The sequence below is a fragment of the Nitrosovibrio sp. Nv4 genome, from assembly GCF_900215485.1.
GTDB lineage: Bacteria > Pseudomonadota > Gammaproteobacteria > Burkholderiales > Nitrosomonadaceae > Nitrosospira.
In genome coordinates this window covers 280136-304969 of the sequence record NZ_OCMZ01000002.1, presented here as the reverse complement: position 1 = coordinate 304969, position 24834 = coordinate 280136, and the positions used below count along the sequence as shown (strand labels likewise).

Below are 24834 nucleotides of genomic sequence, written 5' to 3'. Positions count from 1 at the left end.
GAAGCGCTATTACTTTCATATTTCCTCATGCCGCGGCGCACGCAATATAGCCAATCGTTTTTCGATAAATTCCCGGGGCAAGCGAACGCCGCAGTCATGCTCGATGCAATGCCGCCATTCGCCGAAAGTCCGAGGAATGATTGCGCTCATGTGAGTTCCGTTTCCTCCTGCGGCACTTCCGCGGCGGTCCAATCGGGAAACTGGTCCGGCAGGCTGCGCCAATGCCCGGTGCTCTTGCGGATTTCGGTAAATGTAAGCCGGCATGCTGAAAAAGTTTTTTCGATCAGCTCCCGATCCCCATTCCCATCCTTGTAGCGGCCAATGAAGACCACTTCATTGATGCGGTCTCCGTAGGGTTGCTGCCAATTCTGCTCTATCGAAGCGCGCTCCGGGCTTCCCTCGGCGGGCCAGCGCTCTTTCGGCACCGCGACCCACCATCGTCCTACCGGTTCCACCGTGGCGGTGTTGCCGGAACGCGAATAGGATATCGCCCACTCCGGGCGACTGGCCAACCACACATAGCCTTTGGCCCGCAAGGTGCCGGGCAGGGGGTTTTCAAGAAAAGCGGCAAAACGTTGGGGGTGCAGTGGTTCACGTATGCGCACAACGAAACTGCTGATGCCGAATTCTTCCGTTTCAGGAATATGTTCGCCGGCCAGTTCCTTAAACCAGCCCGCCATTCTGCTGGCACGATCCAGGTCGAATCGGCCGGTACCGAGAATTTTTTTCAAGGGAACATTGCCGTGTTTGGCGTAGATTATTTCCGCTACAGGATTCAAGGCCTTGATCACACCGGTCACCTCATTGAGCTTATCGCGGGTAACACTATCCACTTTGCTTACCACAATCACATCCGCAAATTCGATCTGCTCGGTCAGCAGACTGGCCAATGTCCGATTGTCTTCATCGCTCGCAACTTCGCCGCGTTGTGCCAGCGAATCTTCACTGGAAAAATCGCGCAGCAGATTAACCGCATCGACTACCGTGACCATGGTATCTATGCGCGCAATATCGTTTAGCGAATCGCCTTTTTCATTCCGAAAATCAAATGTGGCTGCGACAGGCATCGGTTCGCCGATTCCCGTCGATTCGATCAGCAGATAATCGAAACGGCCGTCGGCGCAGAGCTTGTGCACCTCAGTCAGTAAATCTTCGCGCAGTGTGCAGCAAATGCAGCCGTTACTCATTTCGACCAGTCTTTCTTCAGTGCGGGACAGCGCCGCACCCGCATGTTCGGCCCCTCTTTCGATCAGGGAAGCATCGATGTTCACTTCGCTCATATCATTCACAATTACCGCTACCCGCAATCCTTCGCGATTAGCCAGCACATGATTTAGCAAGGTTGTTTTGCCTGCGCCCAGAAATCCTGAAAATACCGTCACCGGCAAACGTCGATCCACTGTTGTCATAACGACCTTAGTTGGTTGATAAAAACGCCACCGTTATCCCTATTGTTTTTGTGGCGTATCATGTGTTTCATGCTGCCAGTCCGGCAAAAATACCGAGGTGAGACGCAAACACTTTTTTCTTGCGCGGTTGTAGAATGAATGTCTGCGTGGGCATTGTCGCCAAGTTGATTCGAACATGCCTGATGTAGTATCCCTTTATTGATAATAAGTTATCATTAGCGAGTATGTCAAGGATGATAGGGCTGTTAAACACTGATTTTTTTATCGTGTGGCGTAACTATTAATAAAAGTTGACGTCGATGAAGGTGATGCATGGAACGAAATACTCGCCAGCGTAACGCGATTCTGGGCGCCATTTCCTCGGCGGGCAGGCCGCTTTCGACGCAGGAAGTCCTTGCGGCAGGGCAGGCGGTTGTACCATCGCTGAGCATCGCAACGGTTTATCGAACGCTGAAGGATTTGACGACGGAAGGTTGGATCCTGCCCGTCAAACTGCCGGGTGAGTCGGACCGGTATGAGGTGACAACGCTAGGCGAGCATTATCACTTCAAATGCAGTTCGTGCAGCAAGGTGTTTGATGTTCATGAGAGGATCAAGAATAGCAATCTTCCGGCTCCTCCCAATTTCGTCGTGGAGAAGTACGACCTCATTCTTTATGGCCGGTGCAGCAATTGCATCCCTAAGCGCAAGGGCCAGAAGCCCAGCGCGGCAAAATACCCCTTCTAAATTCCATTCAACGCGGCTCAATTTTTCAGCCATTTTCATGCCGGGCAGCTTGTGATTCTCACCCCATCCGCACCCCCTGTTTAGGCGATGGTGGGGGGAGGAGCCGCAACAGCGTAAAACTGAAAATCAGCCTCTCCCGGCGGCGTTTTGCTATGCAGCATCCAACTGGCTTTGTCATGACGGTTAGTGATTACCAGTTTGCGGAAGGGTTCATTTGCGGCGAGTTTCTGGCGGAAATGAGATAGCATTTAGAGACGCCGCTCATCACGTTTTCAGCGAAATATCGGGCACGACCAGCAGCACAGCTATCGCGGCTTAGGTGGGACAAGAGAGCTTAAGTAAAAGCAGGATTGGGAGTTTCAAGTAATGAGCGTGGGTAGAGTAGTAGCGCTGTGCAAGCAGCAACACAATAATTCCCCTGGAATTGTTCAAATATCAGAAAGTTGGCCTAATATGAATCATGGTCGAGGGAAATCGGTTTAGTTTGGCACGTTCTGGCCAGCGCCGCGTTGGAAGCCGTATTCCACATTTCAGGAATGATTTCAGAGGGTCAGCAATGGATACAGACCTGAAACATCCGCATCCGCCGCATGCTCACGATAAGCAACATCACCATCATGAGCACTCAGATGCCGCGCCGCCAGGTTCTCCTCAGGCAGCGGAAGGAGCCCAATGGACATGCCCGATGCACCCGGAGATCGTGCGGGATTCTGCCGGCGATTGCCCCATCTGCGGGATGGCGCTGGTGCCCATTGCAGGTACGAATATCGACATAAGCGGCGGTAAGCCCGATGATTCCGAGTTGCGGGATCTCGCGCGCAGGTTGTGGGTTGGAATTGCATTGTCGCTCCCGCTGATAGTGGTGGCGATGTCGCCCATGATCGGTATTCATGAGCCGTTCGGGCTACAGCCGCATTCCCGTGGATGGATCGAATTTTTACTGGGTACGCCCGTTGTGCTATGGGTTGGCTGGCCGATTCTGCGCAAATTCTGGTTTTCGCTGGTGCATCGCGCACTCAACATGTATACGCTGATCGGCTTGGGAGTAGGGTTCGCATATCTGTACAGTGTTGCTGCTGTGCTTATTCCAGGGTGGTTTCCGCAAGAGTTCCGCGAGCACGACGGTGCTGTAGGGACGTATTTCGAGGCCGCGGCGGTCATCGTGACGTTGGTGATCCTGGGGGAATACCTCCAGACGCGAGCGATGGGCCAGACCAGCCGGGCCATCCAGCAATTGCTGAAACTCGCGCCCAACCAGGCTTGGCGCATGCGCGACGACGGGACGGAAGAACAGGTGCCATTGGAAATGGTGGCCGTGGGTGATCGGCTGCGCGTGAAACCGGGAGAAAAGATCCCGGTGGATGGCACGGTACTGGAAGGCGCGAGTCGGGTGGATGAATCGATGATCACAGGCGAGCCGCTGCCGGTGGCGAAGGCGGCTGGCGACAAGGTAACCGGCGCAACCGTGAACAGTAATGGCTCCCTGATCTTCCGCGCCGAACGCATAGGTGCGGACACCCTGTTGGCACGCATTGTTCATATGGTAGGGGAAGCACAGCGCACGCGCGCGCCCGTCCAGCGGCTCGCGGACGTCATCGCCGCCTATTTCGTCCAGACAGTTATCGCCATCGCCGTCGTCACAGCGCTCGCATGGTGGTTTCTCGGTCCGGAACCAAAATTCACGTATGCGTTTGTTAATGCCATTGCCGTACTGATTATCGCCTGCCCATGCGCGGTGGGGCTGGCTACACCCATTTCGATGACTGTTGCGATGGGGCAGGGCGCTCGCGCAGGCATTCTGTTTCGCAATGCCGAGGCAATCGAGCGCATGCGCGACATCGATACCGTTGTCGTGGATAAAACCGGTACGTTGACGCTGGGACGCCCTGCGCTGACGGATTTTTCCGCAGAAAGTATCGGACAGAATGAGGCGCTGGCGCTCGTGGCGGGAGTGGAGCAGCTCTCCGAGCATCCGATCGGACATGCAATCGTAGAGAGCGCCAAGGCTCGCGGTTTGAAGCTTCCGGCAGCAGAAGCGTTCAATGCAATCAATGGCCTTGGCGTGCAAGCCAATATCGACGGCAAGCACATTCTGGTTGGCAGCCGTAATTTTCTCGTACAGCAGGGTGTGGATACACAACACTGGGAAGAGCGCGGAAAAGGGTGGCGGGCCGAAGCCAAAACAGTAGTGTTTTTCGCCGTGGATGACGTAGCCGCCGGAATTGCCGCAGTCGCCGACCCAATCAAGGATAGCACACCCGAAGCCATCACGACGCTTCGGAACCTGGGCGTCCATATCGTCATGCTGACGGGAGACTCGCAACGCACGGCCGATGCGATTGCCCGGCAGCTCGGTATTGATGAAGCACTGGCTGAAGTACTTCCAGAGCACAAGGCCGATCACGTAAGGCGCTTGCAGGCGGAGGGGCGCAAGGTGGCCATGGCGGGCGATGGCATCAATGACGCGCCTGCGCTGGCGCAAGCCGATGTTGGTATCGCAATGGGCACCGGCACCGATGTGGCAATGGAAAGTGCTGGTGTTACGCTCGTCAAGGGAGATCTGCGCGGCATTGAACGGGCCATGGTGCTGTCGCGCGCCACCATGCGCAATATCAGGCAGAACCTCACCTTCGCATTTGGCTATAACGCCCTTGGCATACCCTTGGCAGCCGGCGTGTTTTACCCGGCTTTCGGGCTGCTGCTATCGCCAATGTTTGCTGGGGCCGCTATGGCGATGAGCTCCGTATCCGTCGTTACTAACGCACTGCGGCTTAATCGCGTCAAGTTATGAAATACGACTGCAAATTTCCCTGATATTGATTTTTCATACCAACCCAACATGGAGAAATATCATGAAATCCCGCGCTTTTTTTGCCATTTTGGTTATGCTTGGCATATTGAGCTCCTGCGCTCATATTGATCCCCATCCGATGGACATGACGAGCGCTATCCGGGAGGCTAAAACAAAAGAAGACCATAATGCGCTTGCCAGACACTACGAAGCTGCTGCAAATGCAATGCAGGCAAAAGCAAGCGAACAAAAAAGATGTCTTGCCGAATATCAGAAGCATGGATATTACTACGGCAGGCAAACCATAGATGTGAAGGAGCATGCACAGGCCTTAGTACATGTCTACGAGGAAGCCGCGGAGGCCAACATGAGCATGGCGAAATCCCATCGCCGGATGGCGGAGGAAATGAGATAGAAGCGACATGATCTGCAATAAATTTTGCCTGATCAAGAAACTGGGGGACCTCAAACATCCCGGAGTTCCAGTGGAATGAGCTCGGCAAATCCAACCCGGCCAGCTACCATGACCGATAATACGCCAACTCTGGAATCCGTGCTGACCTGCCCTCGATGCGGGTATGTCAAACAGGAAATAATGCCGATTGACGCCTGCCAGTTTTATTATGAGTGCGGCCACTGCGGCACGCTGTTACGTCCCCTTCCTGGCGATTGCTGTGTCTATTGTTCCTTCGGGTCCGTCAAATGCCCACCGGTACAGGGGCAATCGAACTGCTGCGGATAATAATCCGGTCACGCCATAGCTGTGACACAGCTTCATGCATCAACCGATCATTATCCGCGGTTAAACGTCCGGTTCATTCGCCTATGAACGACGCGAGGCCCTCCATTGACGCACTCGCTTCGAATGCATGATCTTATAAGCGAGAAAGCTTAGCAGAAGCGCCGCTATCAACGGTCCTATCGCGGTCCGAAAGGTCTTCGCGTAGTTAATCATCTGCACCCGCAACGGATACTCATAGCGTACGGGAGGCACCGAATCTCCCGTTATAAATACCGTATATTCCCCTTCATCCAGACTTGTCTCTCCGTTGATCACGCCGTCAGGATGGTAGCTTGGACGCATATATGTCACCGTCTCATCGTCTGCCTCGTTGGTTCCCCTTACCACTCGCACGCCTATCGGTATATCACGCAACGCCGGATCCACAAGGTCCACTACCAAAAATGTATTCCCCTCCTTGGGTATTTCCGTGCAGTATTGGTCACCTGGCTCATATTGAGGCTGATAGGCGCTTAAATGAACCATGCTGCTATCGCCCAGCCTGCGCATGCACGTGTCTTCCTCCATAGCCACTCTTCCATGGGCAGCCGCTGCGCCACCGTAAAGCGCTGCAACAAGGGCAAGGGCCGCTCCACCGGCCTGTATCATTTCCTTGATCATCATCAATTACTCCTCTTGATTTGGTTTTGCTTGCCTGTGCGCATTGTACTCATATCCTTGAGTTACCCTGCAGCAGGGCAAGGGGTCGTCTGTGGCGGAAAAATATACTCGCGAACACACTCTATCCGTGACACTCGCTATCCGTGAAACAGTGAAAAAACAAGACATTGCTCCAACTCCTTTACAACAGTGTCAGCCCCTTATCCGATTCATTGACCCGGCGGTCGAAGTTTGCTCTGAATTGCAAAAATATGGCCTGCAACGATGAGATAGCGTTTATTTTATCCTCGTGTATGGTTGCATAATGAAAGTATAATAAAGTAATTGCATACTACAATCAAAAATAATATGGTAGGGCTCCATGACTAAAGATCAGATTAAGCGCTCATCCTGCCCCGTTAGCTGCGCGCTTGACGTATTGGGTGACAAGTGGAGCCTGCTCGTTATCCGGGACATCATGTTCATGCGCAAGCAGTACTTCCGCGATTTCCTGACATCGCCCGAGAAAATCGCCTCGAATATACTTTCCGACAGACTGAAAAAGCTGGAGGAGTCCAATATCGTCCTGCGGCAACGCGATCCTGTAAACGCCCGCAGGGTAATCTATACACTCACGGAAAAAGGCCTGGATTTGTCACCTGCAATTCAGGAACTGCTCCGCTGGGGCGCGAAACATGACCCTGCAAGTGACGCACACGATTGGTCGACCCAGCACTCGAATAAAATTTCCTAGATTTGGGGGCTGAAGTATGAGCAATTCTATTCTGGAATCTCGCGATTTGTAGTGGAGGTTGACGCGGCGATGTTACCTGTATTCGTCTATTTCTGAGGTGCTTTCCCAGTAAAAGTATTCGGCGAAATTCGCAGTGGCTATGCTGAGTACTTATTCCTCTTTTGTGAATTGCTTAACCAGCAGTGAAACTCCCTTCAGTACGAGGCAATCAATTGACTTTTCGAGCTTCCTAACGGGCAGTGAAGCCTCGCTGTACGCGGTAGTCCTCAAAGCAAGATTCTGAGCTGCCTAACCGGCAGTGAAGGGCATATCGGCTTTAAGCGTCTCAAGGTGCTTTTTCTGAGCTGCCTAACCGGCAGTGAAGACATACCGCCCGCGTCATTGGATGCGCCAGTTTTTCTGAGCTGCCTAACCGGCAGTGAAGCCATCAATGTATCGATGCGGCCCCGAATGATTTTTCTGAGCTGCCTAACCGGCAGTGAAGGCGGAGGCGTCGGCATCACTGATCTGTTATCTTTTCTGAGCTGCCTAACCGGCAGTGAAGGTCACCGCTACCTGATACCTCCCTGCTGGAATTTTCTGAGCTGCCTAACCGGCAGTGAAGGGAAAAATGCTTCGCCGGGGTGAAGTCTATCATTTCTGAGCTGCCTAACCGGCAGTGAAGGTTGACATGGTTCAGTCTCTCCTGCCATTTACTTTCTGAGCTGCCTAACCGGCAGTGAAGTATGCTGGAGCAGATCGTCGATAACTTCGGCATTTCTGAGCTGCCTAACCGGCAGTGAAGGGTTGTGGGCTTAACTTGGGACTTAATCATCTTTTCTGAGCTGCCTAACCGGCAGTGAAGGGCTGAACTATCTTCATGCTGGCCGCTGCTCCTTTCTGAGCTGCCTAACCGGCAGTGAAGACTGACGTGGTCAAGGTCAAACCCGGCGGCATTTTCTGAGCTGCCTAACCGGCAGTGAAGCATTCCGGCACACTGACCCTGACGAAAGGGCATTTCTGAGCTGCCTAACCGGCAGTGAAGGCGGACAAGCTTTTTACCGGCGCTGCTGGCTTTTTCTGAACTGCCTAACCGGCAGTGAAGCAAAAAACAATGGTGATAGCTGCCGGGATCGCTTTCTGAGCTGCCTAACCGGCAGTGAAGGCAATGCGCTGCGCTTCGGCCTCGGCTTCTGCTTTCTGAGCTGCCTAACCGGCAGTGAAGAATAGTTCCGCCAGGCTACGGCATGGGCGTGTTTTCTGAGCTGCCTAACCGGCAGTGAAGTGAGAGCGTATGACCTTCCGCCGCGCAGCCAATTTCTGAGCTGCCTAACCGGCAGTGAAGGCTGTAGCCAAGCAAGTTCCCTACATCAAAACTTTCTGAGCTGCCTAACCGGCAGTGAAGTATCGGCCGCAGTATGGCGCGAATTACGTGCTTTTCTGAGCTGCCTAACCGGCAGTGAAGGCCCAGCCCGTGTTTACCTGCCCAGCGGTATCTTTCTGAGCTGCCTAACCGGCAGTGAAGCTTGGCAATTCATCTGGCCAAGCTCTACAATATTTCTGAGCTGCCTAACCGGCAGTGAAGGTGGATCAGGGCATAGCGGCCGCACAGATACATTTCTGAGCTGCCTAACCGGCAGTGAAGATTACCGCCGTCAGCGCCTTATTGGCCCAACTTTTCTGAGCTGCCTAACCGGCAGTGAAGTGGGCTATCGTCGCAACCCATACGTAAGGACTTTTCTGAGCTGCCTAACCGGCAGTGAAGGTTCGCCGGGGCCTAAGACTGAGGCGAACGGTTTTCTGAGCTGCCTAACCGGCAGTGAAGCGGCCAAGTCTGCTTTGGTGACAGACCTATTCTTTCTGAGCTGCCTAACCGGCAGTGAAGTGTGTTTACCGTTTCCCCCCTGAATTTGTTCATTTCTGAGCTGCCTAACCGGCAGTGAAGAGCTGGCCGGACACCTTTCATCATCCCCCTACTTTCTGAGCTGCCTAACCGGCAGTGAAGAATATCCGGCTGCGCGGAAACAAACGGGCTTTTTTCTGAGCTGCCTAACCGGCAGTGAAGTCACTCGCGCCCCCGCACGACCGCCGCCAGCATTTCTGAGCTGCCTAACCGGCAGTGAAGGCCAAGTGCATCGATCGCATAATCCGCGCCCTTTTCTGAGCTGCCTAACCGGCAGTGAAGCCTCTTGGTGACGAATCCCATCAGCTCGTACTTTTCTGAGCTGCCTAACCGGCAGTGAAGATGATGATATTTTAAGGGGGTGGGATAGGCAATTTCTGAGCTGCCTAACCGGCAGTGAAGGCGGCAATGGGTGCGCCACCGGAAGTGATCGATTTCTGAGCTGCCTAACCGGCAGTGAAGACTTGAGTTTGATATTTTCCAGCGTTCTCGCTTTTCTGAGCTGCCTAACCGGCAGTGAAGTTTCAATGTCGCCATATCCGCCTGGACTCCCTTTTCTGAGCTGCCTAACCGGCAGTGAAGTACAAGAAAAACTCGCTAATATATTAATTGTTAAAGAGCAAATGCGAAAATTAATCGCGATTCCTAAATTTTAGAGGAATGGATAACAGCTTGATTTTTAGAACCTAAAGGCCCTGGTAAAAAAAGGGTCAGAACCATGGTACGGTCGCTACCGAGCTTAGTCCATAAGCGCCAAATTTGCCCTCAACCGCTTGTTCCTGAGGCGGTAAATGTTCTATAAACAGGCGGAACTGTTGCCCAGTGCTTTGGCTGGTAAGGACAAAGTAGGGCAAGCGTAGCCGTCGGGCGGTGCTGTCGGGTATAACCTGTCTCGCTACCTCGGCGCTGACATTTTTCCGCAATATTAATCGACGCCGTTCCCGCTCGGGGTTGCTTTTGGCCTGGACGCGCCGAACTACCCAATGTTTCGCATGAGGGGGTACTAAGGTAATTTCCCCCACGCTCGCATGATCCCGCATCCCTGTCATCCAACCCAATTCCATCAATCTTGCAAGATCGTTGTCTTTTCCATGAAGACGTAGCCGTGCCCCGAGTGTCGCGCTATTTCCTGAATCGGGGAAGCTCACGCCAATATTCTGCTGACCATAAGTTACCAATCCCCGATGTAATTTGCTGAAGAGGGCATTCATTAGAGTTGTTGGCAAGAAATCCGGATCGGGGAACAAGCTTATTTCGAGATAAGCGTTCATTCATTAGTCCTTCTCGCCAAAAACGCCGCCGCGGACGAGCGTTGCCATTACAAAATGCTGGTTACCATCGCTTGGCGTACGGTCGTTCAGTACCCAGTTGTCCAGTAGATTGTAGAAGTCAGCTTTCTGTCTAGGCTGGCGGTATGCCTTTCCTTGCGTTGTGACCGAGCCATATGGTTCCACCGCGATGGGACCTACCGGGGATTCACCATCAACGGGATACCACGTGTCGATGGTGCGCAATGCGTTGCCTACCTTCTGGCTATGAATCGCTGCTACTGATCCTACTGAGTACAGCGTCTTGCTCTTCTGTCCTTTCTTATCCCCGCGGTCCAGGATCAATTCCTGGGAGGGGTAAACTTCCTGTCCGTTACCGACTCGAGCGTACGCTACCACTTCCAACAGCGCATAGGATTGCCCTGAAAGACCCTGTTCGATCACTTGTGTCAGTGCTTGTAGCGATGATGCTGAGTTCGACGGTTCGTCAAAATTTCTGAGTGAAAAATTGTGGCTATCAAAAGTCCAACTCTGGCTTGCCTCCCCGTGGATCAAATGACTAATCCGTACTTCCACTTGCTCCGCACCGATTCGGTTGCGCCATAGGAAGCGGCCGTTGGCCAGATTGTGGGCATAGCGACGGGCTAGTTCCGAGAAGCCAAGCTGACTGAGGTATTGCTGGACGACGGTTTGCAATTTAGCTTGATAATCAGAACTGTTGCAGGCGGACGGAATTCCTGCGCCGTCCAGCACGCGCACGGTGAAACAAACGCGCAACGTATCTTGATCGTTGGGCAGGGTAGCAACATCGACAGTTTGAAGGTTTGGCGATTGAATCGAAGCGTCCAGCTTTGCCGGGTCCTGATCTTTGGTCGAGAGCCGGTTTGAAATTGTGCCGCGTACAGATTTCTCTCTGACACCAACAGCAGGCCAAGTGCCGCCATTTTCGCGATCGCTCCAGCACCCGGAAGAAAAAAGCGCGTCAGAAGGATCCAGCTTGCGTTCGAATGCCAATACAGAGGCGGTTTTGAGTACCATTTATTTCTCCTTATGAGTACCCTTGCGGGTGATGTTGAGATAGTCGGAATAACGGTTGATGCAGCGATAGATGCCATTTTCTGGTTCAGATTCGGCGTGCCAGAACAGTTGCTCTAGATTTTCAAGCCGGTGGGGGCTAACCCACTCGCCAAGGGAATAGAGGCTTTCAACAAAACGGAAGGGTGTAGTGTCATCCCGCGTATTTTTAACCTCTCCCGCTGCATAGACAGGCGATAGGGCGCCATAACCGACGGGTAGAGGCACCAACCAACCGGGTCTCTTGCGTATGCCCCACTGAACATCGCCCGGTGAACTAGAGTTCGGCAAGCCAGGTTCAATGTTCAACCGAGACAAGTCCAGCAGGGCGTCCAGCGTATTTGGCGTGGTTTCGCTATTTAGATGACGAGCTCTCATTTCCGCCAGATGTTCGATCAGCAGATCCTCCCGTTGCACGAGAGCAAATCCCGGCAACAGACGGCGGCGCAGTTTGCGAAACACTTCGGCCTGACCTTCCAAATCGTCGGGAACTGGCCACCATTGTGCGGCGTGCTGCCGACTACGGTTCTGGGGTGGCAACAGGCTTCCGCCAGCTAAACGCATGCCATAAGCGGTGCTAAGCACATCCTCAGCAAAATATTTTCCCTTGCTGGCTGACAGATAGTCCCTTACGGCAATAACCAAGCTTATTTCCATGTGGGCGCGGCCTTCTTCCACAAAAGCTGCAGTATCGCCATCTTTATCCAATGGATGACGCGCCAGGCAGAACACTTTGTTACGCCGGCCGGATGGCTCAGATACTTGAGGATCGAAGCGATGGCAAATGATGCCGATTCCGCCAAATCCTTCCTGGAACAAGTCGCAAAAATTGCGCTCTATCGATTTCCGCTCAAGGGCATGAACAAATCCGGTAAAAGCAGCCGGTGACGGGAAGCCCCAGCTGAGTGGGCCCGAAATAGCATTTGCATTCTGTATCCGCAAGCGCGGCAAAAGCAGAAGGGCGGTAGTATCGATTGTCAGCTTAGCCATGATCAAGCTCCATACGGATCATTTGCAATTCCTCATCCAGAATGTCGGCCCAATGCGCGGCTTCTGTCTGACCCATCGGCGTTTGAGCGGTATTGAGACGGGCGTTCAGCCAATTTGCAAAGCGCTGGCAGATAGCGTTCTGCCAATCACCCTTACGGCACAAGTCCGCAAATGCCTTATCTTCTCGTGCCCGCCCGGGATCCAGCCAGCATTGTTCTTCGGGATTCAAGCGGCTGTCGGGGTCAAGGCTCCAACCCGCCTTCAACTCATGTATTTCCGCTGCAAATTGAAACAACTCGTCGCGGATATAACCTATCAGCTCAGCTCGCTTGTTGCGAATACGGATGTTGCTATCAATGCCGACGACGCTGACGAGAAATTCCCGGAAGATGCGGGTCAACTCTCGAACACGCGGCCTATTGCCAAATATGCGGTCGAATACACTATTTACGCGCAAAGGTGGTCGCAGCGTGCTAGAGCGCCACGTTGGCGGAAGCGAAGGCAGCAAATAGTTCTTGCCACGCCGTTTGCTGTTGAGCAGGCTGATATTTTGTGGCTTTGTGCCACCAAAGTTTTGTACAGCCAAATCAGGGTATTCTCGATAACCATGGGGATAGGCTACTTTCGCACGGCATGCGTCGCGGGCAGCCTTGGACGTTTCGGAAAAACGATCATCTTCAATCATTTTCCAAACGTCATGCAATAGGGATGTCGGAAAAAGCGGCGCCAGCAGATGATATCCTTTCTGTCCCACCGGCCAGTAAATTTGCTTCGCCAGCTTATGGGATGAGAGTTCACCCTTGGGTTGTACTAGAGTTGCAAAAGCTGCCATCCAATTTTTTGCCCGTTCCTCATCGCTACAAAACGCAGCAGCCAGAGCTGGGTCAAGGCTGATGGCATGTTCCAGCAGAGATTGCCCGTCAACGCTCAGGCGCAGGAACGTATAGACATCCAGCGCAGCGGCATTGCCGACAACATCAAACTCGAGATTTACGCGAATCGTATGCGTCCCTACGTAGTTATCGTTGGCAATCGGATTTGCTTGTAAAATCAGAGCAGAGCCCTCTGCTTTTGGATGAGTAAACTTCAGCGAATGGGTGGCTTGTTGTAACTGAGCGACCCGTCGGACGGCATCTGCGATCCATTCTTCTGGTTGGTGACGCAATATCTCCTTATCGCGCTCAAGCTCTACCTTCCGTATCTCCTCGATCTGGTGCTCTTTAAGTTTCGCGCGTTTTTTCTGAAGACCGTCCAGTTTTGGCTGGAGCCGTTTTTGCAGGAACTCCAGAATCTCGGCCCGAATCCGATGGCTGCGCGCGGGTATTGACAACGAATCACTCGTCTGTTGCATTACATAGTTCTCCTTTATCTAAACCGGCTGAATCCTAGTGTCTGGTGGTAAAGCCAACCTTGCTCCACATCTTTTGGTAAATCCACGGTGCCATAATTTTTTGCACACGCGGAGATCTCGAGTTGGAGCCCGTCGGCCAACTCGTTCAACGCCTCTTCATAGTCTGTCGCACCCCAGTGGCCGATTCGAGGGCCAAGCTGAAGATCAACGGTATGCCGCAAGTTCTCTACGGGCGTCGGCGGCCAGTCCGGTTCAAATCGGTAGAAGCCAATCTCGCCGTCTTCATCAGGCAGCAAACCGTAGCGTTGTCGTCCAACTGGATCGTGTCGAAATTGCTGACGCTGCTGGAGTTCACCAGCGAAATAAGCGCGCGTAGTCCACCATAAGTTTGCTGGCAATGCAGCTTGCACTTTGCCAGTCGGAGCGCCAAGGATGAGGTCGTGCAAGCACGCGTGTTCCAGATCGGCAAGATTACTGTCCGGCTGCATAGCTTCGCGTTCTTGTATGCGGCTCGAGGAATTGATGGTTGTTAGCTGATCCAGGGTGAGCAGTTCGCTCAATCGGTGGTTTTTCAAGGAAAAGTATTTACTTTCGAACCCCGGACGAATGAACGCGAGTTCGTTCTTTCCATGTACCAGGTGTCTGATATTGGTATCGAGCAGATAGAGATTGGGCACCTCGTATGCTTCCGGTCTATGGCGGCGAATACGCCCAGCCAATTGGATGATGGAACGCATGGAGGAGGGCTCGACAATGGCCCAATCGTAGTCGTGATCCCGCCCTACTTCAGCCACGGCCGTAGCCAGCACAACGAAGATATGATTATTTTCCAGAGCCCCATTCAACCGTTCGCGGAGTTGTATATCGTGGAATATAGCTTCTGGCTGCTTTCGATTTAGCAATTTATCCAAACGGCGCTCAATACTTGAGCGAATAAGCAGAGGATGTTGTGAGTGGTATACACATAGGTGGATGTGGTGGTCTACCTCAGCGCCTAAAGCAAATAGCGCACGTGCCACCTCAACCAAAGGATCGATGTTGGCCAAGCGGATAAGACCAAAGCTGGCCCGCTTACCGGTTTGCTGATCGGTGGTATTGTGCGAATGGTGCAAGGCATGCAGCTGCACCTTAAGGTACGCAGCTAGTTCCGCGCAAACGGCAGTTTGCTGTTGCCCATAGGCGATAAGCAAAGGTTTGATTTCGGCGCTGCGTCGTACAGTGGCTGCCGCTAATCTGGTCAGGCGTTTCTTTACATAGCTCTGATGAGCTAGTGAATAACCGTTCCCGTCCGCCTGTTCGCTGGCCTCTGAAGAAAATTCATCAAACCAGGCGCAGCATATATTTGCGGTGTAGCCAGGGACCCCACGGTTATGCTGAAAGTGACGGCGCCCTTCAAGGTAGGCCAGAAACAGACCTTGTATCAGTGCGGGCGGAAGTGTGGCTGATGAGAGTAGTACACGGCTTCCCAGCATGCCCGCCCAATTAACTAAACGGCATAAGGCCGGCAGATCGTCATTGCCGAAATCGTCGGGCTCGTCGAGCACGAGATCAGAGCTCATCAGTCGCAACATCGGTAATATTTGATGACCGCCTCGGGTTCCCTCGGTGGCAGGCATCAAATGATCAATGGTGCAGGCGAGAATCGGCGCATTCAATAAACTGGATGCGCCTGGGCTGGTCCGTAACCAGCGATTCAGCGGCCCATCTTCGAGGCTGCCTTCGAAATGGACATAGTTGTGCTCCGGCAAGAGATTGGCGCTGGATTCGGCACCTATCCGGGCAAGGATTGCAGCTTCCGCTTCCTCCTTGCGTTGATGTTCATGCAGAGCACGAACAGCGCCGCCGCCCACTAACACACCCAGGTCCTCCGGTCCAAGGCCGAGCCGCTCCCGATAGACATCACCAGTCTGCAGTGTCAAGGTTCGGAGCCCTAGCGCTATGACAAAGCGCGTGCCGAGGTTGGGATCGGATAGTGCGTATAGAATTCGCCCGTTGGCAAGCGTTTTCCCACAACCGGTGGAAGCCATATTCACACCAAAAAATCCCTGGGTCACGGACCGGGCTTGCAAACTTTCCGCTACATCGAAAGCTCGGTCTTGCCAGCGATAATGGGTGTCCTTGCTGCGCAGGCGGAAGCCCTTGTGGCGAGCGATGCTGGGAAGCTGGCGCGCCATCCGGGGCAATGCAGCCATTATCCGTCCAGCATTGACTTCCACCCCGATTAGGTGCTCATCCAGCCGTTGCTTGCGTTCGCCGGTACGCCGGTCGGTGTTGGCATATAGGTCAAAACCGGGATCGCCGTAGCGAGCATGGCTGGGTTCGCTCGAGTAATAGTGGTCGGCAAGCATCAATGCCAAGCGGGATAAATGCAGGACATACGGGTCATCGAGCCATGTCCCGTTCAACAAGCCGGGCCGCTGTAATATGGCGCGGGCGATTTTGCTGGCATGCGCTCGCCAATGACGGCTTTTGAAAGGCAGACCTTTCCCGAAACGCCAGCATGCTTCGATCTCATCAAAACCAGCGCTGGAGCGGGAACCGCACCAATCTGCCTCTATATCCTCCGGAAGGCGTTTAAGTGCCTCAGTGCGCAGTTTGAGGTCTTTGGGTGGCGTTGGTATTCGATGATGGCTAACGATCAGCCAGCCCACAGCCCGTGCTAAAGGAGGGAGTTTATCAAACGGGCTGGAGAGTCGTTTGTCAATGCCGTCACGTAAGGGTTGCGACCAAGCGTTCTTGTTTGAATCATTTTGTTCATTCGACAAGCTAGCAAGTCTGGTCAACCATTCCTCATCCTTATCGGAACTGACGAACGCTTCGAAAAGACGTAGGGAAATCCACTCATGCCGGTAGGCGTCGGCGGTCGGTCTCGCACTCGGCTTCAGTTTATTTTGAAAGGCATTGCTGGCCTTGCCAAAATCATGGAAGAGGGCGGCAAGGCTGGCAAAGAGCCGTATTTCTTCGGCTGAGTGCCAATCGTTTTCATCGCCGGCCCGAAGCACGTCTCGTGCCGTCATATTGGTGGGTGTGGCGCCTTGGGCATTAAATTGCCGTGCATCCCCCACGACCCAGATCAGCTCACTGTGGTCTTTGCTGCGTATCCAATGACAGGCAACTGCCGTGTTTTTGCGGGCAGTTTGCCGAAGCAGCCGATGCAATGTTTGCAATCCCTGCTGCGTAATGGCTGTTTGCCAGGAACGATCTCCCCTGCGTTCGGCGAATTGGTCAAGAATACGCCGAGTCTCCGTAAGTGCTTTTTTGCTGCATTGTGATATCAGCATCACGTTCATGCAGTGCCAGCTCCGAGGTTCAGCGCAATCGCCTTGAGCGTGTCAATCATGAGATCCAGAGATTCGGTCCGGGCAAAATTCTCTATGCAGCTTTGCCGAAATGCTTGCTCATCGTCGCCACGTGCGGCTGAAATGAAAGCTTGGGGCAGTACAATTGCATCCTTGATGAGGTCGGCAACATCAAACACCAAGGCTCCTCGCCTGGTTTTACCATGGAGAACAGCCAGACCATGAGGCAGGCCAAGAACCCATGTGGCGGTTGCGGCAAGGCCATAAGCCAAATAGTTGCCGTGATCCAGAAAGCGATTTGCAGGATCCGTGGCCGATCCCTTCTTCGCTCGTACGAAGTCGCCGTAATCCACTGCATTGGCAGCGAGCCTAAACAGTTTTTTGGTGAGACGCGCTTCTTCTGTTAGCACAGAAGTATTATCTGGGGCTATATCGAGCATTTGCTTCGAGCCAATAAGAGCGGGCAATAGTTGCTCTTGAGGTACACGAAAACCGTTATCGGAAAAGTGCCGGCTGTTGCACCAGTGCAGCGCTATATGCTCAAGCCGAGCAGCCTGAAATGCCTTGGCTGCCTTCAGGCGGAGCCCGTCGTCAAACCAGAACCGAACCCACGCCTGGAGGTATTCCGTAGGGCGATACTCGCTCTGTGGCGCGAACCACGCGACCTCGACATCCATTTCGTTAGCGCTGAAAAGAGGCGTGCCACCACCGCCGCAAAAGCCGACCATGACTCCCGCCTTGGCTAATTCACGCATTGCTGCCTGAGTAATGGAGGTGCCGGTACCGAGCATCAGGGTGGTAGTGTTGGCGATGGGAATGTTCCAGTAAAGCGCACTCTTTCCCTCATCTGTGACGTATTCCACACGTCCGCCTTTGACCAGCACACGGCAGTGCTCAAGATAGTAAAGATTGGCTCGTTTGGAGTGAAGAATGGTCTTCAGGTCGGAAGGAGAAATATCGTCCATATTTTTTAAACAGGAGAGGTTATTGTCGAAGCAACAGGGGTGAATACTCGCCTTTGAGCCATTCCCGATTTGTTCTTTACTCAGCAGTAAAGCAAATCCTGCATCTTACGGACTGTGATTGGATTGAACATTGGACTAAAGTACAGCTCGGGAAGAAAATACTGTTGAAGCCAGGGGCTTATCATGCGATAGAGCGCTGTGCAGTATTAAAAACTTACTTGTGATTTTTACTGGCAACTTGAGTCATGGAGGGAAGGATGGCCCATGAGACAGAAAAGCACAAAATGATCACCGGGCAAGTATACCGGCCTGGCGATGATCTGCTGCGTGAGGAAAGAAGACAGGCCAAACGGCTGTTAAAGATGTTCAACGATGCCCTCCCGGACGAGCTTGAAAAACGAGCCGTTATTCTGAATGAGTTATTTGGCGCGATAGGCTCCAACCCTGAAATCGAGCCACCTTTTTATTGCGATTATGGTTATAACGTCAGCGTCGGTAATAATTTCTACGCCAACCATAACTGCATAATCCTGGACGGAGCACCGGTGATTATCGGCGACAATGTGTTTCTCGGGCCTAATGTCCAGATTTATACGGCAACGCATCCATTGGCGGTGGAGGAACGTAATCAGGGGCTGGAAATGGCTATACCAGTTACCATAGGGGACAGTGTCTGGATTTGTGGCGGTGCTATCATCAACCCAGGCGTGACAGTTGGCCGAGGAACAACGATTGGAGCGGGAAGCGTCGTAACCAGAGACCTGCCCCCAAGTGTCCTGGCTGCGGGGAACCCGTGCAAGGTGATACGGAATCTTGGTTGACCGATATTGAACAGATGGGAGCCGCAAGGCTTGTAATACTGGAGTTCTGATTGCCGCAATCCGAAATTTCCGAGGACCTCATCGCTGCTTACCGCTCGACCAATTATCGGGCGGGAACTGGCGAGGATGGGATTACCTTGCGCGTCGGTGAATATTCAGAGCCGCTATCGCGGCTTTTTGCCCAGTCGGGTCATCGATGCGCCGCTTTCATTACTGCTTGCAATCCGTTCGGGGCGCTGGAAAATCGCGAGGCGAACATGAAAGCCTGTGCGGATCTTCGCGACAGGCTGGATCGTTATGTGGCTCGGCCGGACCAGATCATCGAGGGCATGGGCATTGGCTCATCCGGAGCATGGCCGCCGGAGAAGAGTTTCCTTGTGCTTGGGTTGGATCTTGAGACGTCGCGTACGCTCGGCAGAGAGTTCGGCCAAAACGCCGTGGTATGGGTCGGCGCAGACGCTATCCCCCAGTTGATTTTGCTCCGCTAATTGATGCCTGGCGCATCGCTTGCATGTCGTCATTGGCAGGCTAAATGACAATTGAGCAAAAAAAGGTTTTTTGCAGCAAAATGTGGGTATGTTTGTTATGATGTTGTTTCTACGCAGCCATTTCTATGCAGTCTATCCGGTCAAACCCAGAAAAAATAAAAACCATGGACATCGAACAACTGAATAACGATCACGGAATAGCCGGGCAAATAAAATTCATCGAGGGCGCGGGAGGATTTCCGTTCATCAAAATCGATAATGCCAAAGCCGGCGCCGTGATTTCCGTGTATGGGGGCCAGGTACTGTCTTTTCAGCCTGCCAATGAGCCACATAATCTGATGTTTCTTAGCGAAGCGGCATATTATCAGGCCGGCAAAGGCATCAAAGGCGGCACCCCCATCTGTTGGCCGTGGTTTGGACCTGACCTTGAACGATTGGGTCGTCCTGCGCACGGTTTTGTGCGTAACTGCTTCTGGAATGTGATAAAGACCGAAGCGATTACGGACGGCGACAGCAGGGTTACGCTGGGCCTGACAGACACTCCCGAAACCAGGACTATCTGGCCCCACGCATTCAGCCTTTCACTTGTAATTACGGTCGGCGAGTCACTGAATCTGGAATTGATCACCCGCAATACGTCAGCACAGGTATTTCACATAACCCAGGCGCTGCATACGTATTTCAGAGTCGGACATATCGATCAGGTAACGATATCCGGTCTGGATGGGGCTGAGTATATCGATAAAGCCGACAACGGCCTTCTAAAATTTCAGACGGGTGCGGTAACAATTGGCACAGAGGTCGACCGTATCTATCGGGGCATCGAAGGTGAATTGATAATTAATGACGCTGCCTTTGGCCGTCGGATCAAAATCGCATCCAGAGGCAGCAAAACCGCTGTGGTGTGGAACCCGTGGTCAGCAATCTCCGCGGAAATGAGCGACTTGAAAGACGACGATTACAAACGCTTTGTCTGCGTCGAAACTGCCAATGCCGGCTCGGATATAGTGAAAGTCAGCCCCTATGGTGAATGCAGACTGGTGGCAAACTACCGCATAGAGCAGGCTTTTCCGGAAATGCTGAATGAATTCCCGCCTGCCGCTTAGCCGGTTCAGCAGAAACATGTAAAAATTGCTCTTGATGAAGTTAATCCTATCGACTCGTCATCAGTATGAGATACATAATCGTGATGGGTTGCGCTACGCTTCACCCATCCTACCCGAGCTGAAGCCTGAATTGAGGTTCACGGGGTGACTTCCTCCCATAATTTCTGCAGGCGTTTGGCGGAAACAGGGTAGGGCGTTTTCAGCTCCTGAGCAAATAGCGAGATGCGCAGTTCCTCGATCTGCCACCGGAATTCGCCAAGGGTGGGGTCGCAGATACCAGCCTTGCGATGTTTTTCCAACCGTTGCTCATACTGATTCCATAATCCGGCAATAACGCCGCCGTGGCGCGCGTCGCGCTCCGGGCTGGCGGCATATTTGTCCAGGCGAAGAATCATTCCTTTCAGATACCGCGGCAGGTGTTGCACCCGGTCCCATGGGGTAGCATTCAAAAACCCCGGATAAACCAGGTTATTCAATTGAGTGCGCAATTGGGCATCGAGGCCGCCTTTCAGTTTGCCTGAACCTGAGCCGGGTTTCGCCAACGCACTTCCACCAGTTCCTCCCGTTGCGGACAACCTGCCCATTAACGTTTGGCATTCGTTCGCAATGTTTTGCACCATTCGTATAACCGCTTCAGCCACGGCAGGGAGCCGCGCTCTCGCGCGCTGCCGCTGGGCAATGAATTCCTTTTCGCTATGCGGCAGTGAATCATCGCCGATAAAGGCACGGTCGGCAATGGCGTTCAGCATATCTTCGCGAAGCGCCTCCGCACCGATAAGGGTGTGTAATTGCAATAAGGCCGGACTCTGGTAGCGCCCTTGCCCTGACAGATTCTTCTCCAGCTGCTTCATCTGTTCCTTAAGCTCGAAACGCAGCAACTGCAGCACGCCGCCGCGCATGCTCGCTTGTGCCGCCTCGCGCGTATCGAACAAATGGATCGCCACTTTTCCCTCCCGGTTGACGAGTGCCGGGTAGCCGGTCAGTTTTTTGCCGGCACGGGTAAAAGCGATTTCTTCGGGCAGATCGCCAAAGTCCCAGCGTTTTACGTCGTCGTGTTCGATTGGCAGGCGTTCACCCGAATCCTGGCGCGAGAATGTCATCTGTGCCGCCTGGCCAAGCTGCGCCTTCAGTTGCGTGAGATCGCGGCTCATCGCCAACTCCTGCCCCGCATCGTCCACGATCTTGTAATTCATCAGCAGGTGGGACGGCGGTCTCTCGTGGCGCAACGCATCCTGTGTGACGCCGATGCCGGTTTTGGCCCTGATAAAATCCCCTAATGCCTCAGTTAGCGGCAAGGGCGGGGACTGAGGTACTGCCACTCCCGGCTCCTGACTTTCCAGAAACCGCGTTACAAATTCCGGTATTGGCACAATATGACGACGGATCTGTTTGGGGAGCGCTTTCAGGTACCAGGTCACCTTTTCACGGGCCAATCCCGGAACGAGGTTGTCGAATCGCGCTGTATTCAGCTTGTTGAGCAGCGGCAGCACCACGGTAACGGTGACGCCATCCAATACGTGTCCCGGGTCGAATCGATAAGTAAGCGGCAACCGGACGCCGTCCACCGTCATGCTGTCAGGATATCGCTCTTCCGTGACGCTGTTGGCCTCGTGACGCATCAGGTATTCCCTGGAGAGAAAGAGCAGTCGCGGGTTTTCCCGTTCCGCTTGCCTCCGCCATTTTTCGAACGCTGCGCCGTTGCCTGTTCCGTCAGGAATAATGGCATCGTAAAACGCAAAAATTTCCGTGTCGTCCACCAGCACATCCGGCCGGCGCGTCTTGTGTTCCAGCGCTGCGACGTCGGCGATCAGTTTGCGGTTATGCTCGAAAAACGGCGCTTGAGTAATATATTCGCCCGCCACGAGTGCTGAGCGGATAAAAATTTCACGTGCCTCTGCCGGATTTATGTTGCCGTAATAAACCCGCCGCTTTGGCACAACAGTAATGCCGTACAGGGTTACCCGCTCGAATGCCGAGACCTGCGCCGTCTTCTTCTCCCAATGCGGATCGAAGTAATGCTTCTTGCATAGCCGGTCCGCAATTTTCTCCACCCAAAGCGGGTCGATTCTGGCTGCGCACCGTCCGTAGAGCTTTGTGGTCTCTGCCAGCTCAGCGACCATTACCCATTTGGATTTGGCTTTTTTTAGTACGGAGCCGGGAAAAATGGAGAACTTGATTCCCCGTGCTCCCAGATATTCACCGGTCTCCTCGGCCTTGAAGCCGATGTTGCCCAGCAGCCCCGCAAGAAGTGCCCGGTGAATTTCATCATAACTGGCGGGAATCTGATTAGGCCTCAACCCTAGTTCCGCCACCAATGTATGCAACTGACCATGAACCTCACGCCACTCGCGCATTCTCCGGTGGGACAAAAAGTTTTCCTGGCACTGCGCCATGAGCTTGCGATTGGATTTCTTATGTTTCAATTGTTCATCGAAGAACTCCCACAGCCTGAGATAGCCGAGAAAGTCGGAGCGTTCGTCCTGAAAACGCTGATGCGCCCGATCCGCCGCTTCCTGCCGCTCGAATGGCCGGTCGCGTGGGTCTTGCACGCTGAGAGCGGCAGTAATGATGAGCACCTCACTCAGGCAGTTCTCCTCTTTGGCAGCCAGAATCATGCGTGCAATTTTCGGATCGATCGGAAACTTCGCCAGCCGCCAGCCTATGCTTGTCAGCATATTGCTGTCGTCAACTGCGCCGAGTTCGGCCAGCAGTTGGTAGCCATCCGCGATCATCCGCGTGGGAGGCGGCTCGAGGAAGGGGAAATTTTCCACCTCGCCGATCTTCAGTGATTTCATACGCAGAATCACGGCTGCCAGCGATGAACGTAGAATCTCGGGGTCGGTGAACTCCGGTCTGGCAAGATATTCCTCTTCCGAATAGAGCCGTATACAGATGCCGCTCATCACTCGCCCGCAACGGCCAGCCCGCTGATTGGCCGAAGCGCGCGAGATTTTTTCCACCTGCAGCTGTTCCACCTTGTTGCGGTAGCTGTAACGATTGAGCCGGGCCAATCCCGTATCGATGACATAGCGTATGCCGGGAACCGTAAGCGACGTTTCGGCCACATTGGTAGCGAGCACGATGCGCCTCACGTTGCTGTCGGGTTTGAATACGCGCTCCTGCTCCGCGTACGACAAGCGTGCGAACAACGGCAGAATCTCCGCACTGCCGCCTCCCTGGGCACCGAGTCCGAGCCGGTTAAACGCATGCTTGCGCAGCGCCTCGGCGGTTTCCCGAATTTCCCGCTCGCCCGGAAGAAAAATCAGTATGTCTCCCATGCCGGAGCGGGTCGTTTCGTCCAGCGCGTCGACGATGGCCTGTTCGAGGCCGCCTTCTTCTTCTTTTTCTTCATCTTCGGTTTTATTCTGGCTGGGGCCGAAAGGGCGATAACGCACTTCCACCGGATACATCCGGCCGGATACCTCGATAATCGTCGCATTATTGAAATGCGCTGAAAAGCGCTGCGCATTGATGGTGGCGGAAGTGACGATAAGCTTCAGGTCTGGCCGCCGGGGCAGCAACTGTTTGAGATAGCCCAGCAGAAAGTCGATATTGAGGCTGCGCTCGTGCGCCTCGTCGATAATGATCGTATCGTAGGCAAGGAGAGAAGGGTCGCCCTGTGTTTCCGCCAGCAGCATGCCGTCGGTCATGAGCTTGACATACGTTTCCGAGCCCACCTTGTCCGAAAAGCGCACCTTGTAGCCCACCGCGTGCCCCAGCGGACTTTTGAGTTCAGAAGCAATTCGCGCCGCCACCGTGCGCGCAGCAATGCGCCGTGGCTGCGTGTGCCCGATCATTCCCGCCACCCCGCGACCGAGCTCGAGGCAGATTTTCGGCAACTGCGTCGTCTTGCCCGAGCCGGTCTCGCCGCAGACGATTACTACCTGATTCTCCCTTATCGCGCGTGCTATCTCTTCACGCCGTCCAACTACAGGCAGGTCTTCGGGATAAACGGGTTTTGGCAGATTGGCGAGGCGCGAGGCGGCGTCGGCAACGGAAATGGCAGAAGATTTTCTCATCAGGCGGTGTAACAAAGGATTGCTATTCTAACGCAGGAGAACGACTGGAAAAAAAGCACAGGATGGAAATGTATAAAACACCCGAGGCGATAATTTATTCTTGATTTCTCATACTCATCAGCTATGTTTAATAAATAACACGAACGTGGAGCGGGAATGCAAGGCTCGGGTCAAAGAGATTCCAAGCATAAGGTGATACGCTTCACAAGAGCAGATCAGGGCCCCATCAAGAAACAGGAGTCACAAAGTCCAACCATTCGACTTAAGTAAGGACTGTGATGCAAGCCGTGGACTCTCGTGTAGACCACATGAACCGCTGTAGATAAGGTACGATTGCAGAACTTGATTTTCCCCCAGCTTGATCATTACACGGCAAGTTATTCCATAGTTGCTTGATGCTCGATTGCTTTCAATTTGCCCAGGCAGAAGAAGATGAAAAGATCGGTTACAGCACGAGACCCGCTGCCCGTTTCCGAATAAGGCGACTATCCGTCTGAAGAATTCGCGATT

Annotated in this window: 20 protein-coding genes and 1 CRISPR repeat array; of the genes, 8 read left to right on the top strand and 12 right to left on the bottom strand. The window is 53.4% G+C overall.

The annotated features are described in order from the left end of the window. Positions 1-15 precede the first annotated feature (15 nt). Both CRO05_RS16020 and CRO05_RS09545 read right to left on the bottom strand, forming a co-directional pair. Positions 16-150 (bottom strand): hypothetical protein, encoded by a 135-nt coding sequence (locus CRO05_RS16020; protein WP_255405882.1) that lies wholly within the window; start codon positions 148-150, stop codon positions 16-18. Beyond that, a complete protein-coding gene (locus CRO05_RS09545) occupies positions 147-1409 on the bottom strand; it encodes a GTP-binding protein (protein WP_097066992.1) in 1263 nt (420 codons plus the stop codon). The genes CRO05_RS16020 and CRO05_RS09545 overlap by 4 nt, the downstream gene beginning before the upstream one ends. Before the next feature lie 312 nt (positions 1410-1721). Between CRO05_RS09545 and CRO05_RS09540 the strand changes: the two genes are divergently transcribed. Further along, positions 1722-2135, top strand: a complete 414-nt coding sequence (locus CRO05_RS09540; protein ID WP_097066991.1) for a Fur family transcriptional regulator — start codon at positions 1722-1724, stop codon at positions 2133-2135. Between the two features lie 80 nt (positions 2136-2215). Here the strand turns inward: CRO05_RS09540 and CRO05_RS15525 are convergent, their stop codons facing one another. Together CRO05_RS15525 and CRO05_RS15855 are read right to left on the bottom strand one after the other, a co-directional pair. After that, a complete protein-coding gene (locus tag CRO05_RS15525) occupies positions 2216-2383 on the bottom strand; it encodes a hypothetical protein (protein ID WP_159462717.1) in 168 nt (55 codons plus the stop codon). 294 nt (positions 2384-2677) lie between these two features. Next, positions 2678-2815: a hypothetical protein gene (locus CRO05_RS15855; protein ID WP_235001374.1), complete on the bottom strand. Its 138-nt coding sequence runs from the start codon at positions 2813-2815 to the stop codon at positions 2678-2680. Between the two features lie 20 nt (positions 2816-2835). Between CRO05_RS15855 and CRO05_RS09535 the strand changes: the two genes are divergently transcribed. The 3 genes from CRO05_RS09535 (at position 2836) to CRO05_RS15850 (ending at position 5668) form a co-directional block, all read left to right on the top strand. After that, a complete protein-coding gene (locus CRO05_RS09535; RefSeq protein ID WP_235001373.1) occupies positions 2836-4926 on the top strand; it encodes a copper-translocating P-type ATPase in 2091 nt (696 codons plus the stop codon). A gap of 61 nt (positions 4927-4987) precedes the next feature. After that, on the top strand, positions 4988-5341 hold the full coding sequence (locus CRO05_RS09530) for a hypothetical protein (RefSeq protein WP_097066990.1): 354 nt from the start codon (positions 4988-4990) through the stop codon (positions 5339-5341). Between the two features lie 108 nt (positions 5342-5449). Continuing rightward, complete coding sequence (locus tag CRO05_RS15850; RefSeq protein WP_097067905.1) at positions 5450-5668, top strand: GDCCVxC domain-containing (seleno)protein; 219 nt, start codon at positions 5450-5452, stop codon at positions 5666-5668. An 81-nt stretch (positions 5669-5749) separates the two neighbouring features. On the opposite strand, the gene CRO05_RS09520 is transcribed toward CRO05_RS15850, so the two are convergent. Continuing rightward, the gene (locus CRO05_RS09520; RefSeq protein ID WP_097067904.1) at positions 5750-6328 is read right to left on the bottom strand and encodes a hypothetical protein; all 579 of its coding nucleotides are present in this window, start codon (positions 6326-6328) and stop codon (positions 5750-5752) included. 361 nt (positions 6329-6689) lie between these two features. Here CRO05_RS09520 and CRO05_RS09515 point away from each other — a divergent pair, with 361 nt between their 5' ends. After that, complete coding sequence (locus tag CRO05_RS09515) at positions 6690-7061, top strand: helix-turn-helix domain-containing protein (protein ID WP_097066989.1); 372 nt, start codon at positions 6690-6692, stop codon at positions 7059-7061. A 217-nt stretch (positions 7062-7278) separates the two neighbouring features. Continuing rightward, positions 7279-9525: a CRISPR direct-repeat array (repeat unit 28 nt; unit sequence TTTCTGAGCTGCCTAACCGGCAGTGAAG). A 128-nt stretch (positions 9526-9653) separates the two neighbouring features. Here the strand turns inward: CRO05_RS09515 and cas6f are convergent. The 6 genes from cas6f to cas1f are packed head-to-tail and all read right to left on the bottom strand — an operon-like array spanning position 9654 to position 17890. Next, a complete protein-coding gene (gene cas6f / locus CRO05_RS09510) occupies positions 9654-10214 on the bottom strand; it encodes a type I-F CRISPR-associated endoribonuclease Cas6/Csy4 (RefSeq protein ID WP_097066988.1) in 561 nt (186 codons plus the stop codon). 3 nt (positions 10215-10217) lie between these two features. Further along, on the bottom strand, positions 10218-11249 hold the full coding sequence (gene csy3 / locus CRO05_RS09505) for a type I-F CRISPR-associated protein Csy3 (protein ID WP_097066987.1): 1032 nt from the start codon (positions 11247-11249) through the stop codon (positions 10218-10220). Next, positions 11250-12275 carry a type I-F CRISPR-associated protein Csy2 gene (gene csy2 / locus CRO05_RS09500; RefSeq protein ID WP_097066986.1) on the bottom strand — a complete coding sequence of 342 codons (1026 nt, stop codon included), beginning with the start codon at positions 12273-12275 and terminating at the stop codon, positions 11250-11252. It lies immediately after the preceding gene. Next, the gene (csy1, locus tag CRO05_RS09495) at positions 12268-13626 is read right to left on the bottom strand and encodes a type I-F CRISPR-associated protein Csy1 (protein WP_097066985.1); all 1359 of its coding nucleotides are present in this window, start codon (positions 13624-13626) and stop codon (positions 12268-12270) included. Before csy1 ends, csy2 begins: the two co-directional genes overlap by 8 nt. Before the next feature lie 14 nt (positions 13627-13640). Next, on the bottom strand, positions 13641-16916 hold the full coding sequence (gene cas3f, locus CRO05_RS09490) for a type I-F CRISPR-associated helicase Cas3f (protein WP_097066984.1): 3276 nt from the start codon (positions 16914-16916) through the stop codon (positions 13641-13643). Beyond that, complete coding sequence (cas1f, locus tag CRO05_RS09485) at positions 16913-17890, bottom strand: type I-F CRISPR-associated endonuclease Cas1f (RefSeq protein WP_097066983.1); 978 nt, start codon at positions 17888-17890, stop codon at positions 16913-16915. Before cas1f ends, cas3f begins: the two co-directional genes overlap by 4 nt. Positions 17891-18147: 257 nt before the next feature. Between cas1f and CRO05_RS09480 the strand changes: the two genes are divergently transcribed. The 3 genes from CRO05_RS09480 to CRO05_RS09470 all read left to right on the top strand — a co-directional run bounded on the left by CRO05_RS09480 (position 18148) and on the right by CRO05_RS09470 (position 20305). Further along, a complete protein-coding gene (locus tag CRO05_RS09480) occupies positions 18148-18711 on the top strand; it encodes a sugar O-acetyltransferase (RefSeq protein ID WP_097066982.1) in 564 nt (187 codons plus the stop codon). A gap of 50 nt (positions 18712-18761) precedes the next feature. Continuing rightward, complete coding sequence (locus CRO05_RS09475; RefSeq protein WP_097066981.1) at positions 18762-19199, top strand: DUF3293 domain-containing protein; 438 nt, start codon at positions 18762-18764, stop codon at positions 19197-19199. Between the two features lie 164 nt (positions 19200-19363). After that, positions 19364-20305, top strand: a complete 942-nt coding sequence (locus CRO05_RS09470; RefSeq protein ID WP_097066980.1) for a D-hexose-6-phosphate mutarotase — start codon at positions 19364-19366, stop codon at positions 20303-20305. A 137-nt stretch (positions 20306-20442) separates the two neighbouring features. On the opposite strand, the gene hrpA is transcribed toward CRO05_RS09470, so the two are convergent. Continuing rightward, positions 20443-24324: an ATP-dependent RNA helicase HrpA gene (gene hrpA / locus CRO05_RS09465; protein WP_097066979.1), complete on the bottom strand. Its 3882-nt coding sequence runs from the start codon at positions 24322-24324 to the stop codon at positions 20443-20445. Positions 24325-24834 lie beyond the last annotated feature (510 nt).